Origin of the sequence: Pseudoalteromonas spongiae UST010723-006, from assembly GCF_000238255.3 — a bacterium.
Taxonomy (GTDB): Bacteria; Pseudomonadota; Gammaproteobacteria; order Enterobacterales; family Alteromonadaceae; genus Pseudoalteromonas; species Pseudoalteromonas spongiae.
Genome location: NZ_CP011040.1, coordinates 646,467 through 663,109 on the forward strand (window position 1 = coordinate 646,467; position 16,643 = coordinate 663,109).

The 16,643-nt window shown below is 38.4% G+C and carries 10 protein-coding genes; 5 read left to right on the plus strand and 5 right to left on the minus strand.

Going from position 1 to position 16,643, the window contains the following annotated elements:
* The first annotated feature begins 200 nt into the window (after positions 1–200).
* Positions 201–2,147, plus strand: coding sequence for a methyl-accepting chemotaxis protein (locus PSPO_RS17145; protein ID WP_148665283.1), 1,947 nt, complete (start codon positions 201–203; stop codon positions 2,145–2,147).
* 140 nt (positions 2,148–2,287) lie between these two features.
* Positions 2,288–2,665, plus strand: coding sequence for a ribosome recycling factor family protein (locus PSPO_RS17150; protein ID WP_010559323.1), 378 nt, complete (start codon positions 2,288–2,290; stop codon positions 2,663–2,665).
* A 98-nt stretch (positions 2,666–2,763) separates the two neighbouring features.
* Here PSPO_RS17150 and PSPO_RS17155 read toward each other — a convergent pair whose 3' ends face one another.
* Positions 2,764–3,717 (minus strand): GlxA family transcriptional regulator, encoded by a 954-nt coding sequence (locus PSPO_RS17155; RefSeq protein ID WP_010559322.1) that lies wholly within the window; start codon positions 3,715–3,717, stop codon positions 2,764–2,766.
* A gap of 103 nt (positions 3,718–3,820) precedes the next feature.
* Here PSPO_RS17155 and PSPO_RS17160 point away from each other — a divergent pair, with 103 nt between their 5' ends.
* Complete coding sequence (locus tag PSPO_RS17160; RefSeq protein WP_010559321.1) at positions 3,821–4,381, plus strand: HD domain-containing protein; 561 nt, start codon at positions 3,821–3,823, stop codon at positions 4,379–4,381.
* Between the two features lie 102 nt (positions 4,382–4,483).
* Here PSPO_RS17160 and PSPO_RS17165 read toward each other — a convergent pair whose 3' ends face one another.
* A complete protein-coding gene (locus PSPO_RS17165) occupies positions 4,484–5,716 on the minus strand; it encodes a M12 family metallopeptidase (protein WP_158523461.1) in 1,233 nt (410 codons plus the stop codon).
* 76 nt (positions 5,717–5,792) lie between these two features.
* Entirely contained in the window at positions 5,793–7,160 is a 1,368-nt protein-coding gene (locus PSPO_RS17170) for an L-serine ammonia-lyase (RefSeq protein WP_010559319.1), read from the minus strand.
* Positions 7,161–7,402: 242 nt separating this feature from the next.
* On the opposite strand from PSPO_RS17170, the gene PSPO_RS17175 reads away from it, so the two are divergent.
* Entirely contained in the window at positions 7,403–9,424 is a 2,022-nt protein-coding gene (locus tag PSPO_RS17175; RefSeq protein ID WP_010559318.1) for a winged helix-turn-helix domain-containing protein, read from the plus strand.
* Between the two features lie 180 nt (positions 9,425–9,604).
* Here PSPO_RS17175 and PSPO_RS17180 read toward each other — a convergent pair whose 3' ends face one another.
* The gene (locus PSPO_RS17180) at positions 9,605–12,433 is read right to left on the minus strand and encodes an ATP-binding protein (RefSeq protein WP_148665284.1); all 2,829 of its coding nucleotides are present in this window, start codon (positions 12,431–12,433) and stop codon (positions 9,605–9,607) included.
* Positions 12,434–12,644: 211 nt separating this feature from the next.
* Between PSPO_RS17180 and PSPO_RS17185 the strand changes: the two genes are divergently transcribed.
* Positions 12,645–14,855, plus strand: coding sequence for a carbohydrate binding family 9 domain-containing protein (locus tag PSPO_RS17185; RefSeq protein ID WP_010559316.1), 2,211 nt, complete (start codon positions 12,645–12,647; stop codon positions 14,853–14,855).
* 110 nt (positions 14,856–14,965) lie between these two features.
* Here PSPO_RS17185 and PSPO_RS17190 read toward each other — a convergent pair whose 3' ends face one another.
* Positions 14,966–16,459 carry a leucyl aminopeptidase gene (locus PSPO_RS17190; RefSeq protein ID WP_010559315.1) on the minus strand — a complete coding sequence of 498 codons (1,494 nt, stop codon included), beginning with the start codon at positions 16,457–16,459 and terminating at the stop codon, positions 14,966–14,968.
* Positions 16,460–16,643 lie beyond the last annotated feature (184 nt).

The window sequence follows — 16,643 nt, forward strand, 5'->3', positions numbered from 1 at the left end:
AACTTTGTTGATGTCGAATAACCCTAAAACTCTAATAGTGCTTTGTTTGTACGTTACTTATTCGGCGTGATAAGTCATCACATTGTTGCGTAAATTAACATTAACCGCTCGAAATCTTGTACCAATTATAATAAACTTCAAACCTATTTGCCTGGCAATTGATGCCAAGTGTTACTAATTATCAAACAGATAGCAGTAGTATGATAAAACGTCTCAATATCAGTATTCGCAATGCGTTAATCCTTACCATTACGTTTGCATTAGTGTTAAGCACCTTGTTGTCCACGCTATTTAGCAGTGCACAATTTAACCGAGTTTTCGAACAATTTAACGATCAAGCATATTTTCCTGCTTTGCTGGGTAAAGTTGAAGCAAGTATTCGTGCAGAACTAAACACCCCACTTGCACTAGCGAAAGGCATGGAACAAAACAGCTTTTTGATGAAATGGGTTGAAGAGGGTGAAAACGCTGAGCAATGGCCTGAAATTCAAGATTACTTCGAGCATATAAAAATTGAAAACAATGCGGCAGTCGTCTTTTTAGTATCAAGTGTGACAGGCAAGTACTACCAAAATGATGGCATTTTAAAAACCATCTCAACAACCGATCCGCGAGATGCATGGTTTTATGCCTTTATGCAAAAGCCAATTGAGCAACAACTTGCGGTAGCTGTTCACCAAGAAACGAAAAAGCTGATTGCGTATACGAACGTTAAAGTTAACTTAAACGGTAAAGACTATGGTTTAACGGGTCTTGGCTACGATATTAGCCGTATTACCGATATCATTAAAAACAATAAGATTGGTGAAGCTGGCTATGTATTTTTGATTAAGGATGATAACACCTTCGCAGCACATCCCAATGAACAATTAGTTGGTTCTGATTTTAATAAAATTGAAAAATACCAACCACTTAAGCAGCTTATTAATCAGTCTAAACAGCTTGAAAGTGCGCAAATCGGCACCCTTGACCTAATGGGTGAACAGCATTACGTGGCAAGTCAGTCACTTGAAGGTACGGGTTTAACGTTAGTGGCGCTATTGCCTAGTGCAGAACTGAGTGACCAAATTACTAGCGCGCTATTTAAAACTGTGGCAGTAAGTTTGGTGATTGCGATTGGTTTTATCGTTGTGATGGTGTTGTTGGCCAATCGTATTTCGAAAAATATCTCAGGTATTTCAGATAAACTACTCGCCATGGCACAGCAAGATGGTGATTTAACGGTACGACTTGATGACAGTCGACATGATGAATTGGGTACTTTAGCTAAAGGATTTAATGCGGTAATTGAAAACAATCAACGTATGATCACACGCCTTAAAGATATTGAAACTCAGCTTGCAAACGATATTCAGGTACTGGTTAAATCGTTCGAGCGAGTTACCGATTTGGCGTTCCAACAAGACGGTTTAAGTGAGCAAGTAGCCTCTGCCATTACTGAAATGGGCACAACAGTGGCAGAAGTATCGCACCTTGCCCTTGATACAGCGAAAAGCAGTGAGCACGCAGTAGATAACACTAAACAAAGCATTAGCCAAGTTGAATCAAATGCCAGTGCAATGAAAGCATTAACGAGCGTAATTGAAAAAGCGCATCAGGATATTCAACAATTGGCGAACCAAGCGGAATCGATTAACTCGATTGTTGATGTGATCAATGCTATTTCAGAGCAAACAAATTTGCTTGCGCTTAATGCCGCAATTGAAGCGGCGCGTGCTGGAGAGCAGGGGCGCGGCTTTGCGGTGGTCGCTGATGAAGTGCGAACACTAGCAAGCAAAACACAAGGTTCAACCCAGCAAATCCGCAGTCAAATTGAGCAGTTTCAACAATCAACCGAAACCGTACTGTCAGCAATGGCACAGGGTTTTGAAACGACAAAAGCGGTGAGTGAAAGCTCGGTTGAATCAAGCCAAACGCTTAACTTAATTGATGCGCGTATCACAGAAGTAAAAGACATGAACCAGCAAATTGCCACCGCGACAGAAGAGCAAAATCATGTGGTTCAACATATTAATGAGTCGGCAGTAGAAATCGCCGATTTATCTCGCCAATTCCATGGCATCGCGATGAAAGATACCGAGCAATTAAAGCAATTGAATGCACTGTCACATGAGCTATCTGAATTGATATCACGCTTTAAAGTGTGATATCAATTTATGTAACCTGTAGACCTTTCTAACAAGCTTAATAATTTGCTAACAATACGTAAATTTTACTGTGTAGAACAACTACATAAATAAAACGTTGCCTTGTTAGCATTTATTTAGCCTGTTAACACTGAGGTGCTTTGCAAATTCCAACCGTTAACATGCTTGAAATTCAATTAAACAGTTTTGTACGACGTATCGCGCAAGCGAATGAGTTAAAAGCGCTGATTAAGGCTTCTGGCGCAAAATTAACGCGAAAAGGGCGGTCTCGAAACTGGCGACTGCAAGGCGATTGGCCTCAGTTTGCGCTAATTATTGAATTGGCAGAAACGCAAAATGAGCCGAGTTGGTTATGGGTGATTACCCAACTAAAAAGTGTAAAGCCAAAAGCAAGCGCAAGTGAGCTAATTGAGATTGTAAGGCGAAACCCAACGATTACCCTTACGCAACTAATGGCAAAAACCGATTGCACCCTACTTGAAGGGCGACAGGCACTCGACAGTTTAGCATTTGATTAAATGTAGTAGCGCATATTTGATCTTGCAGTTTCGATAAATAGGTTTGAACTTCACCTGACAGGCTGCCATGAGCGAAAAGTAGGCGTAGAAGTAACTTTTCAATTCCCGTGAGAACTATTGAATAGTTTTCTCCATGACATTGGCGTTGTATCAAATCTTTTATTGAAATGCTTACGAAACACTTGTTCAGAGCTAAAGCCAGTTCTCTCTGATATTTTGGTGACAGAAAAGTGGGTGGATTCTAATAATTCTAAGCTTTTGTTAAGCCTAAGATTAATCAACCAAGATGTAAAACTGATCCCATTGGATGATTTAAAATTTCGACTGAAACTACGAGTGCTCATCATGCAGAAGGTAGCTGCACTTTCTAAAGTATGATTGTATGTAATGTTTTGTATAACAAAACTTATCAACGTTGCAATTCGCTCATCTCTTGGCTTTTCTATGGTTGGATTCTCTATATATTGTTTTTGTCCGCCATTACGTTCTGGAGATGAAACCATTACTCTGGCAATTTTGTTCGCTGTTTTAACCCCGTAGTAGTGCCTTACAATATAAAGGCAGCAATCGATAGCTGCAGCACTTCCAGCAGACGTGATTATGTTATTTTCAGCTAAATATAGGGGGTTAATATCACAAGAGGTGTGAGGAAATTTTGTTTTAAAATCATCTCCGTATTTCCAATGAGTTGTTGCTTTCTTGCCTTTCAGTAGTCCGCTATACGCTAGTGCATAAGCTCCTAGGCACAAACCAACGATTAACTTTTTATTATTGTGTGCGTCGACGAGCAGTTCTATCAAATGTGGACTCGGATGCTTTTCAGGTTGCCAGCTTGGAATAATGATTATATCTGCTTCATGAATAATAGAGGGGTCGTTTTCAATATCTATGCCTAACCCATTTGAAGAGTTTATTTTTCCGTTTGTTTCTGAACAGACTCGAACATTAAACAATCTTTTTTCTTCGAGTACAGCGTCTGCAAAAATAGCTATTGGCACTGAAAGGTGGAATAAGCTAATTCCTTCAAAAGCAACAATGACGACTTCTTTCATGTAATTTTGGCCAGATAGTAATATTTAATGCCATTATAGCCATATCGTATAATATTCATACCAATATAATGAATGCACTAATTTAATTATTGAAGGGTGAAACATGGCAATCGTTACTAGTTTTAAACTTGTTGATGAAATTTTAGAGCAGTTTCGTGATGTAATTAACAAAGATTTTGACGGCTATAGAAATCACATAACCAGAATGCTTAATTATTGTCATTTCTTATTGCCAAATATTTCAGAGGAAGAAAGTAAGAAAATTCAAATAGCCGCAGTTTTCCATGATATTGCACTGTGGACTCACGACAGAGTAGATTACCTTGTTCCATCGTATCAAGACTGTCATCAGTGGTTAGAAAAGCAAGGTCTTGATGACTGGAAAGAAGAAATTCAAATTATCATTGATATGCACCATTTGATTACTGAATATAAAGGCCCTTACAACGAATTTGCAGAAGTGTTTAGAAAAGCAGATCTGGTTGACTTCTCATTAGGCTTTATAAAAAACGGCGTAGATAAATCCTTTATTAAGGAAGTGAAACAGGCTATTCCTAATGCAAACTTTCACAAGACGTTAATTCGCTTTACTTTCATTCAGATAGGCCGAAACCCATTGAATCCGTTGCCGATGATGCGAATTAAAAATATCTATAAAAATTAGTATTGAAAGTCCGTAGTTGGCACTTTACTTATAGTACTGCAAATAGAGATTTTTGAGAGTTATCAAAAGCGGTCTTATTTCAGACCGCATAAAATGCAGAATCTACTTTTCTATATCTAGCTCATATCTGCCATACCCGCTTAATGAGTAAACAAGAAAATAATAAGACCCTTGATCAACATTAACATAAATTGTTTCGTTAGAACTGGTGTTTGTTGAACTTGAAGTCAGAGCCCAGCTACCGGTAAGGCTGTTCCATTTATACAAATACAAATTGAAGTTAGCTGAACTAGGGCCTTTTAGGGTAGCTCTTAAATTGCCGCCCTCAAATTCAAAGTAATTGCCATTTATTTGAATATCAGAATCACCGTTACCACTTAGTTGTCCCCTGTAGGTTTCAACATTTGTCGGTGGAATATAATTAGAATACAGTGTGTTAGCTGCGTTGATATCATTTTCAGAAAGATAGTTACCAAATCCCATATAACTCGTATCAACACCTGAAACTAACGGTGTTATAGTGTTATATCCATTTTTAGTGAATGCATTAGCAGGATAATGCATAATAGAATAATAGTCATAATTACCCCTGCCAGTGCTGTCACTAATGCTTTTCTGCTGAAAATTATATTCCATTCCATTTATTATATTTTGATAGTTGATCTGAACATAACTATCTCGGTCAGGCCTTGTATGTTCATGAAAAAATCCAACAGCATGGCCAAGTTCATGGAGTGCAGCGTGCAGACCACATAACTCACTAAGCGTTACTTTTTGTTTCCCGCCAACTCTACCAACCCATGAAGAGCAAGATCTACCGCCAGATACTGATATGTAATCATATTCATTTGTTCGGGGAACAAACTTCAAATTAGTCTTAGTATTCCATTGCTGAATTGCACTTATTACAGCCTGTTTCGCATAAGGGCCTAAGCTAGAATCAAAGACATAAGGAACAACGCCGTTCCTCCATAATTTACCCGTTGATGGATATACAGTATGTGCTTGCGTACCTATCCAGTCTCTTTTCAGGTCATTGTCATCTTCTTCTTTATATATTTTAAGACCATAAGTTTGAAGGTCATCGACACTACCCAAGATCATATCACCCAGATATGCTAGGCCATCTACGTCAACAACTGTGATTTTATCCCCATCAGAAGTATATATATCTATAAGTTCACGATTCTCACTATTGAACCCCCAAATACTATCCTGATTTAAAATTTCAGGGGGAGTCTTTTTTAGATTTTGTTTATTCTTTAGTTCGAGTGCATGCATGAATGTTGATGTTGATAAAAAAACAGATGCTAACAGCATGAATTTAATTTTCATTTTTTTCCCTATCAGATTATGTATATAAATTTTTAAAATAGTTGCGTGAGTCATTCAGATAAAAACTCCCCATGATTTAACACATTATTGTTTTGACGTTTATAGCTAATCCTCCTTCTGACGTTTCCTTGTATTTAGAATTCATATCTGTTCCCGTTTCATACATCGTTTTAATAACATCGTCTAACGAGACCTTTGATTCATTGGGTGAGTACACAGCCATTCGTGCTGCGTTAAGAGCTTTGACGGCTCCCATCGCATTTCTTTCAATGCATGGTATTTGCACTAACCCTTGAACAGGGTCACAAGTCATTCCAAGATGGTGTTCCATGGCTATTTCTGCAGCATTTTCAATTGAAGCTATACTTCCACCTAAAATATGAGCTAACGCTCCTGCAGCCATAGAAGAGGCAACACCAACTTCACCTTGACACCCAACTTCAGCCCCAGAAATTGAAGCGTTTTTCTTGTAAATATTTGCGATGGTATTTGCGATTAGAAAAAACTCCGCAGCTACTTTTGGGGTTATAGGCTTGATGTAAAAATTTACATAACTGAGGATTGACGGTATGACACCTGCGGCGCCATTAGTTGGGGCTGTAATTATTTTGTTACCAGCTGCATTCTCCTCATTTACTGACATTGCACATAAATTCAGAAAATCTAATTCACTTAAAGATCTATCATTGGAGTCGAGAAGATGTTTGAGCTTCAAATATAGTGATGGTGCTCTTCTTTTTACTTTTAGATTACCTGGCAAAATACTATCAGAGGACAGGAAACCTGCCTCAATACAGCTTTGCATTTCAGTCCAAAGTTGATAACACTCTTGGTCAATATTGTCTGTAAATTGCTCTTCAACTTTTCTAGCAAAAGTAGATAAATTCCAAGATTTTTCATTACAAAATTTTTTTATATCGCTAAACGTTTTGATATTCTTAAATGGCCCTTCATGATGATGCAAAGAGTTAATTTCATTCTCACAAACAACAAAACCGCCGCCAATTGAGTAATAAATTCGTGTCATCTCTTCGCTTTTATTTTCAAAACTTGCTGTTATTTTTATCCCATTAGGATGACCAGAAAGTTCAACTCTAGGGTTGTAATGAATATTGTCATTCGGATAAAACCTTATAGATTTACTTCCGTTCAAAAGGAGTACACCAGAGGCATTAACTAAATCAGCCTTCACTTTAGCTAAAACGATATCGATCGTTTCCGGAATGAAGCCCATTAATCCATAAATAATTGCAGTCCCAGTGCCATGCCCTATACCAGTGCTCGCAAGCGAACCATATAAATCAATGTTTATTTCATTAACGGTGTCTAATAATGATTTTTCAATCAGTTCATTACAAAATGAATTAACCGCTCTAGTAGGTCCAACAGTATGAGAGCTCGAAGGTCCAAAACCTCTAGAAAAGATTTCAAATATGCTGTTCATTTAAATCGCTAGTTGTTTAATTAGGTACATTTTTATATCAATCAAACACAGCTAAGGGCATAAAATTAGTCTCTATAAATGTCTCTTGAATATCTTATGAATATCAATAGTTAAAAATATCAATCAGTTAAGATAAACTCGATTTCGTAGACAGGTTTCTTAAATTGAAGCATCATTGGTCTATAAACTTATTAATTTAACAGAGGGTATTAATGCCGAAGTATTTAATAGGCTCATTTCTGGTGGATAAAGATTTACAAAGCGTTCACTTCGAGAACACTGAGTTATGCCTGAGTCAAAATAAATGTTTTGAGGTATTGTGTATCCTTATTAAGAACTATCATCGATATGTTTCAAGAGAGGAGTTAATTGAACAAGTTTGGCAAGGTAACTTTTATGTCGGTGAAAAAGGAGTCACTAATACAATATGGCTACTAAGGAAAGCATTTAGTGAATTTGATAATACAGAGTATATTTCAACTAAGCGTGGTTTAGGGTACCGCCTAGTTGTAGAACCAAAAGTCATAAGCGAAAAAAACAAAAAAGTTACATTTTTCGCAATTACCATGCTAACTCTTGTCTCCACTGTATCTTTGGCTTATTTTTCTCATAAAATCTTATTTGTTGATGGTTCTCAACCAAAGATAATTAACGTAATTGCGAAACTAAACGGAAAAGTTGGAGAGGTGGAATTTTCTCCAAACATAAATTGGCTTACTTTTGCATGGAAAAAGCCTGGAGAAAGAAATGAAATTTATGCTCTGGATTTAAAATCAACAAATATACTACGAAAAGTTACGGATGGGCCTGGTGAAAAGCATAGTCCTGCTTGGATTGATAGTGGTAAAGGTATTGCTTATATAGACATTGAAAATGAAAACTGTGTAATTAAAACTAAAGAGTTATCTGCAACCCAAACATCCTCAATTGATTACTGTTCGCCTGATATCAATACTTATGTGTCCTCGAATTCAACAGGTAATAAGTTGATTTATAACAAAGTTGATGAAAAAAGCGGCAAAAGTAGAGTGTTTATTAAAGAATTAAATAGTGCAAAAGCGCCATTTATGATCAGATGTAATTCAGAAAATTGTAACTACGAAGATAAATTTGCAGTTTTTTCATTAAATGATGAGTTTGTCTTTTTAGAGAGAAGGTATAATTTAACATCAGAGCAAATTGTATCTGTTCACTTATCTAGTGGTAAAGAAGTGGTTTTGACACATTCAGAGAGTGATTTAAAGGGTATAACTTACCACATAGACGACAATATTTATTTTAGTTCAGAAAAATCAGGTAAGTATTTAGGCTACAAAGTAATTGCGAGTGGCGGAGAACCTGAAAGTTTGGGCATTGAAAATTTTTCTGCTCCAAGCTCTAGCAGAGTTGAAAATGAGATTTTCTTTACACACAAAAAAATTCATAAGTATGTTTCATTTATCAACTTAGAACATTCTAACCCTATCAAAGAAACGTTACTTAACTCCGATGTATCACAATATGAGGGACACTACTCAAGTGCAACTAAAAAATTGGCTTTTATTTCGGGTAAAAGTGGTTATAACGAAATTTGGATAAGTGAAATGGATGGAGGCAAAGAAGAGCAGTTAACGTTTTTAGAAAGTGATATAAGATCTTTAAGCTGGTCTCCAAATGGCGAGAAAATCGCATTTTTAGTTCAAGCACAGAACTCTAAAATAAACAAAATAATGATTTTTAACTTGAATACAGGCTTAATTAATGAGTTTAAAAATACAAATGTTTCGTATGGTATTCCGAGTTGGTCAGAAGATGGACGCAATTTAATTGTAAGTTCAACCAGTCTAAAAAGAACTCAACTGGAAAGCCTCTCTCTAGTTGACAATAAGATAGATACTTTGAGTGAGCAACCAGTTGTTAAAGCACAATATCTAAATAACAACACAATTATTTTTTCATCATATGATGATCATCAGTTGTGGTTAGCAAAAATCAACAATAATGGAAGTCTTGATAATTCGATACCTTTATTAAAAAGTGATGGACTTGCGAGTCACTTTAGCTGGTATGCTACAGAAGAAGGGATATATTATTTAATACTTGCTAAACACTCAATTGACGTTAAATATCACTCTTTCCATGCAGGTAAGTCTAGATATATTACTTCTTTGCCAAAGGGTTCTGTAGATTTGTTTAGTAATATTAGCTATTCACAAGAGTTTAACAGGCTCATCCTAACATCCATAAGAGAAGAGTTTACCGAAATTGGTAAAATAGCACTCTAAAACACTTAATTTCTTTGGTTCATTTTTATTTAAAGCTATTAAATGTGATCGTAAGAATATATTTGTGTTAGATGAAGAAAACTTCCAACGGCCGAGCTTGGCACAAATCAGCTATTCACCGTCAGGTTTGATTAAGGTCTATAAATCAAATCTGGCAGATCGAGTTAAGACTTATTCAGATTAAACGACTTTTTGACTCGACGACAAAGCGTATTCAATGCCTTCTAGTGCTTCGCTATACGCTTCTTTATCGTTGTACTTCAACGCTTTTTCAAAGTAATCTGCGGCTTCTTCAATCGAATGATATTTAAACATAGCCGCCGCACCACGCAGTTTATGTAACGCTTGTTGTAAATCTTCCCAGCTTTCGTTGCTGTAAAGCGATTTTATTGCGGCTTTTTCGCGTTCAAGCCCTGCTGCGAAATTAGCAGCAAGATCACCCGTGTCAACTGTATTTGAAATATTAATTGCTTTGTGACTGCGAGATTTGCTGTCATAGCTAACGTATTTTCTAAGTGTCGAGATAAAGTTTTCTTGTTCGAGCGGCTTTTTAATGTGATCAGCAAAGCCCTGCTCAAGATAGCTCAATACTTCGTGTTGCATGGTATTTGCCGTAATGGCGACAATTGGCTGGGTAAACCCTGAACCTTGAAGTTGCTTTAATGCGCCTATGCCATCTAATATCGGCATTTGAATATCTAGCAGTACTAAATCAAAGCGTCCGTGTTTGCATTCTTCAACTGCTTGCGCACCGTTTTCCACTGCAACCACTTCCAAACCCAAATGTCGCAACAAACGTACAATTAATTCGCGGTTATCATCATGATCTTCTGCAATCAATACGCGGCCTTCAAAAATGGCTTTGTCATCGCGTTGCGCAACGGTAATTGGTTTAGCTACTTTACTTTTCTCAACATTTAAATGAAGTGTAAATTCGCTGCCTTTGTGCACTTCACTGGTGACAGAGATTGAACCGCTCATTAAATTGGCGAGTTGTTCTGATAGGCATAAACCTAATCCTGAGCCACCAAATCTGCGGGTAATACTACTATCGCCTTGGGTAAAGCTATCGAATATTTCTTCAAGTTGTTGCTCTTCCATACCAATGCCGGTATCAATAACGTTAAACCGTATGCCTGTAAACGTTTCACGAATTGATAAGGTAACACTGCCTTTGTCGGTAAATTTAACAGCGTTAGAGCATAGGTTGAGTAATATTTGTTTTAACCTGAATTGATCGGCTTTAATTGCAAAGTCATCATCAAGGGCATTAATAATGTAAAAATCGATATTCTTTTTATTGGCCAATGTGGTAAACATAGTGCCAATTTCTTCAATCAAGCCACTTACATTAAATGTACTGATATCCAGCTCTAGTTTGTTTTCTTCGATGCGGCTGATATCGAGAATATCATTGATTAAATCAAGTAAGTGCTTGCCATTGTTATTTATGATCGCCAGATCTTTATTAAAGTTACGCAGATCATAATGGGCATTACTCATCGCCTCTGAATGACCAATAATTGCGGTGAGCGGGGTGCGTATTTCATGGCTCATATTGGCAAGAAATTTTGATTTAACTAAGCTTGCTTGACGTAAATCTTCACTGGTTTTTTGCAGTTCTTGCGTGCGTTGCGTCACGATAACTTCGAGCTGCTTCTTTGCTTTACGCTCGTGGGCACGGCGCTGGGCTGCAACTATCAACAAAATGCTTAAAAGGCCTGCAACGATAAAAAATATGCGCTGTTGCTTTGATTTCTCTATTGCGAGTTTTTGAATTTGTTTTTCTTTTTCAAGTTCGGTGACACGTGTTTCGAGTTGATTACGCTCTTCGAATGCTTGTTCTTGAGCGAGGCGTTCTTTTAAGTTTTGCTGTTTGATTTCCGTGTTGACAAGTTGCTGCTGTTTGCGCACGCCATACGCTTGAGACACCATATTATTGGCGCCATAAATGATCAACGCTTGGGAATAAGCTTTTTGTAAAAGTTGTTTGTTACCCGTTTTTTTTGCGATATCGATAGCGTTATTGATTTGCTCAAGCGCCATTTCAGGCTCTTCTAACACAATAGCGACGCGAGAAAGGTGATATGCAACGCTAAAATTAACTGTCGGGTTATTTAACTTCTTGCCGATTTTTGCTGCATTAGCAATATGCACGCGGGCTTGATGGTAATCCGTTAACCAAATATAGCTATCCGCGAAGTTTAGTTCGACAGACGCTAAGTGATAGGCGTCATCTTTATTGACTAAAATCGCTTTAGCATCACTTAAATGTTTAATAGCACGGGTGTATTTACCAAGCGCGTTTAACGACACGGCTACGTTACTGTGCGTTAAAAATTGGGTGTCTTCATCTAACTCGTGGTAATGATTGTTAAGTAGATCGTCGTATATTTCGACCGCTTTATAATTGTGCCCGAGCTTAGCAAGCAAGCCTGCGCGATTTAGTTTTACATCCAGTACGTCTTGTTTTGTACCGTATTCAACGTAGCGAGGTTCGGCTTGTTGATAATAATCGAGCGCGCGCGAGAATTGGTTGAGTTTTTCGTACGCAAGCGCGATATTATTTTCAAGGTGAGCGGCTTTAACTTGGGCATTATGTTCTAAATGAAATGCTAATGCTTTGGAATAGTAGGCAATCGCTTCTTCGGGTTGGTCGCTGTAGTAGTAAATTAATCCAAGCAGTCTGTTAATGTCTGAGCGTTTACGCGAGTTTTTTGTTAACAGTAGTGCGCGCTTAAGTGGCGCTATTGCGTTTTCTAGCTGACTGATTTTTGCGTAATTAGCCCCGATCAAATGTAAAATGCGTGCGGTTTGTTCATTACTGAGCTGATGCTGTGTTTGGATTGCGTGGTATGCGTCAATTTGTTGGCTAACATCATCAAGTTGTTTGATGTTGTCAATTTGTTGTGTCAGCGCCTCGTCATCTAGCGCAAAAATCAATTGAGAAAAGCAAAAGCCAGCAATAATTACGAAGCGTAAAATTCCTTTTTTTATAATGCTGTCCATTTTAACGTCTTTTGCTTGATTTAATAGGCGTTTACTGTAAGCAAGTGCGCGCCAGAGTTCAAGCAAATTCGGTAAAATAGCGCTGCTTATCTAGCGCTAAAGTATGATTAAAAAGGTATATAAATGATGGGTTTACAAAGGCGGGTCATTGGCACTAGAATTGCTTAGATGGAAAATGTTAACAAATTATTAAAATAAGTAAGGATGCGTCGTGAAAAAATTGTCGTGGCTTAGTGCAATTTTTTTATTGCAGGTAAGTGTTTCACTGTTTGCAAAACAAAATTTTGAGCTTAAATATATTAACCAACCGATTGTTGTAGATGGCGTATTAGACGAGGCTCATTGGCAAAATGCGACGTTTGTAGACTTAGCTTGGGAAGTAGAGCCGGTAGAAGGAGTTCCCGCGTCGCTTGAAACGCATGTGTGGATGTACCAAGATGGTAACAACTTGTATGTTGCGTTTAAGGCAAGTGACCCAGAACCGGGTAAAATTCGCGCGTCCATTCGTGACCGCGATGACTTGTGGTTTGATGACAATGTCATTGTCATGCTCGATACCTTCAATGATGAGCGCACCGGTTACCAATTTTATGTAAACGCCCTTGGCGCACAAGCCGATGCACGTATGACCGATTATGGTTCATGGGAAGAAGACTCATCATGGGATGCGATTTGGGATGCGAAAACCCAAATTACGGATACGGGTTATACCGTAGAAATGGTTATTCCATTTACGGCAATTCGTTTTCCGCTTGTCGATGGTAAGCAAACATGGGGTTTATCGCTATACCGTAACTATCCACGTGGTGTGTTAAATCAATTCTCAAATATAAAATTTGATTACGACATTAAATGTAGTTTCTGTCAGTTTGATAAAATTACTGGTTTTGAACATGCAAAACCAAGCCAAAACTTACAATTAACACCGACACTAACGGCAAGTCGTAGTGATGTACGTGACAACGACAGTTGGCAAAATGGTGATGCCGACATTGAGCCAGGCTTAGATATTCGCTACGGCATTTCATCGGATGCGGTACTTAACGCAACGATAAATCCCGACTTTTCGCAAGTTGAAGCTGATGCCAGCCAGCTTGATGTAAACAGTACATTTGCTTTGTTTTATGAAGAAAAGCGCCCGTTTTTCTTGGATGGAGCCGATACATTTGAAACGGAGTTATTTAACTTTGTTCATACCCGAAATATCGCTGACCCAGATGTGGGAGCAAAATTAACGGGTAAATCGGGTAATCACACCTATGGTGTTCTTTATGCTAATGACCAGCAAAGTGCGCTGATTTTACCTGGCACGCAAGGGTCTAACCTAGCCGTTGTTGATGAAAAAGCGCATGCAGGGATTGCCAGTTATCAACTTGATTACGGCTCACGCGATAATTTAGGTATGTTGGTTACTAGCCGCCAAAGTAGCAACTATCATAACAATTTAGCATCGGTTGATGGTGCAACGTATTTGTCTGAACAAGACCAAATTCGCTATCAATTTGCCTATTCTGATACTAAAAACACCGAACAGTTAGTCACTGACTTTGACCTTGCTGAAAATCAACAAGGACATACCGCGTATGTTGAGTACCAACGAAACACTAAAGCATATGATTTAAAAGCATCGTATCGACAAGTTGATGCCGATTTTCGTTCGGATTTAGGTTTTGTAACACGTGCCGGTTATGAAAAAGCCCTCGTTGGTGGCGGCTATCATTGGTATATGCCACAAGGCGAGTCGGTAACGGATTATTGGCTGAAAGGCGATTACGATATCAATTACGAACGACACGGCGATAAATTAGCCAGCGAACTTGAAATATACGCGGGCCTTGAGGCTATCTACAATATTTACACAGAAGTAGGGTATATTGCAGGTGAAACGAAATATGGAAATCGTTATTACGACGAACAATATGGAGATTGGTGGTTTTCAGGTAAGCCAACGGGTGATGTAAAAATATCACTTTATGCGCGTGAAGGTAAACGCATCGATTACCGTAATGCGGAGCTTGGTGATTCATTGTATTTAAACCCAAAAATAACATGGGATTTGAATCAGTATTTACAGTTTAAACTCGCGCATACTTACAGTGAAATGAAGCTCGATGACGCTCTGTCGTTTCGCGTTAACCTAACCGACTTACGTGTAAACCTTAAATTTAATATGCAAAGCATGTTGAAGCTTGTTGTGCAGTATGAAGTAGGCAAGTATGGTGATTCACCGCTTGAGATTACTAATCAGATCAATAAAGAGCGTGATTTTGCCACCCAGTTGATTTACTCATATAAGCTCAACCCGCAAACATTGTTTTATTTAGGGTATTCAGACAACGGGTTTAGCGATGATGACGAACAACGTCTAAAAGCTAATGAGCGTACGTTCTTTACCAAATTTAGTTATGCATGGCAGCTTTAAGCTTATGTATTAGAACGTGTTGATCTTTACGGATCACTTAAACACAAAAAAAGTGGGCAATGCCCACTTTTTTATTTTTAGCGCACTATCAAGTCGTACTGTCAAGTTAGTTATTTAACTTGATTCTCAACCCATTGTGTTAATAAACGTACGCTGTAACCTGTACCACCTTTTGGCACTTCATTTTTAGCTGATGACGCAAGCGCATTACCGGCTATATCAATGTGCGCCCACTTAGTATCGCCCACAAACTGTTGTAGGAAAGTCGCCGCAGTTGTAGCGCCCGGGCCACCTGAACCGATATTAGCGAAATCTGCAATCGGGCTTTTAAGCATATCTTTGTAGCCTAGTGGTAAACGCCATAGGTTTTCATTTACTTGTTTACCAGCAACTGTCAGAGATTCAACTAGGCTGTCATCATCTGAAAATACTGCAGCATAGCGATTACCAACGGCACGTACTTTTGAACCAGTAAGCGTTGCAATATCGACCATAACTTGAGGTTTAAATTGCGTGCGTGCATACCAAAGCGCATCAGACAGTACTAAACGACCTTCAGCATCAGTATTTAGAATTTCTACCGAGTGACCCGCTGCAGTGCGTACAACATCGCCAGGAGCAACAGAGCTTTCCGATACCATGTTGGCGGCCATGCCCATTACTGCAACTACGTTAACTTTCGCTTCGTTTAACGCAAGCGCTTTTACCGTACCAAGCGCTGCTGCCGCACCTGCCATATCAGATTTCATGCGCGCAATCGATGAACCTGTTTTAATGCTGTAGCCACCTGAATCAAAGGTTATACCTTTACCTACAAGTGCAATGGGTGCATCGTCGCTGCCCTTATAATGGGCAACAACTAAACGAGAACCTTCATTGCTGCCACGGCCAACCGCTTCAAGTGCACCCATGCCAAGTTCTTTGATTTCTTTTGGTGTTAATACAGATACTTCGACACCTATCTTTTTCAGTTTTTTCGCTTCATTTGCAAAATCAACTGGTGTCATTTCTGTAGCGACTTCAGAAATTAAGTCACGCGCTAGAAATACACCTTTTTCAATATTAGCTAAGTGAGCGTATTCTTGTTTTGCAGTGTTTGCGTTTGTTGAAATAAAAGTAAACGCTTTTTCTTCACGCTTTTCTTTTTGGTATTTGTCAAAACGGTATGCACGTAAGTTAATGCCGTGAGCAAGTTGCGCAAGATCAGAGCTTGCAAATGATGAGGCATCAACAGCAATATTCTTAATGTATTTTTGTTCTAACATGCCAGAAAGCTTACCGCCTAATTTTGTCAGCTCTGATTGTGTCAAGCTGTTGTCATCGCCAAGACCGATAACCATTACGCGCTTATAAATGCTGTTTTGTGGCGCAACCACTTCTAACTTAGTGGCAAACTTACCGCTAAATTCATTTGCAGCGATTGCTTGATTAAGTTGGCGTGCAAAAGGGTAGTTTGAAAACACGTTTTCGTCTTGCTTTTCATGGGTGAATAAAACAAGTGTATCTGCGTCGGAGGTCGTAGCGTTTGAAAAGTTAAACTGCTCAGCTGCAACAGGCATCGCAGTACTCGCCGTTAGCGCAAGTGCTAATAAAGACTTTTTCATGTGAGATCCTTCAAATATAAATTTGTGCATGTTTACATTAACGCCAGCAAAATGTTAATCGATAAACGATTAGTTGCCAGTTTAGCGAGGCGAATAACAAGAAAAAAGCCACTTAGGTAGTCGTTTGGTTACATTTTGTCAAATATACATTACAAAAATAACGCGATTTTGTTGATTAAATACA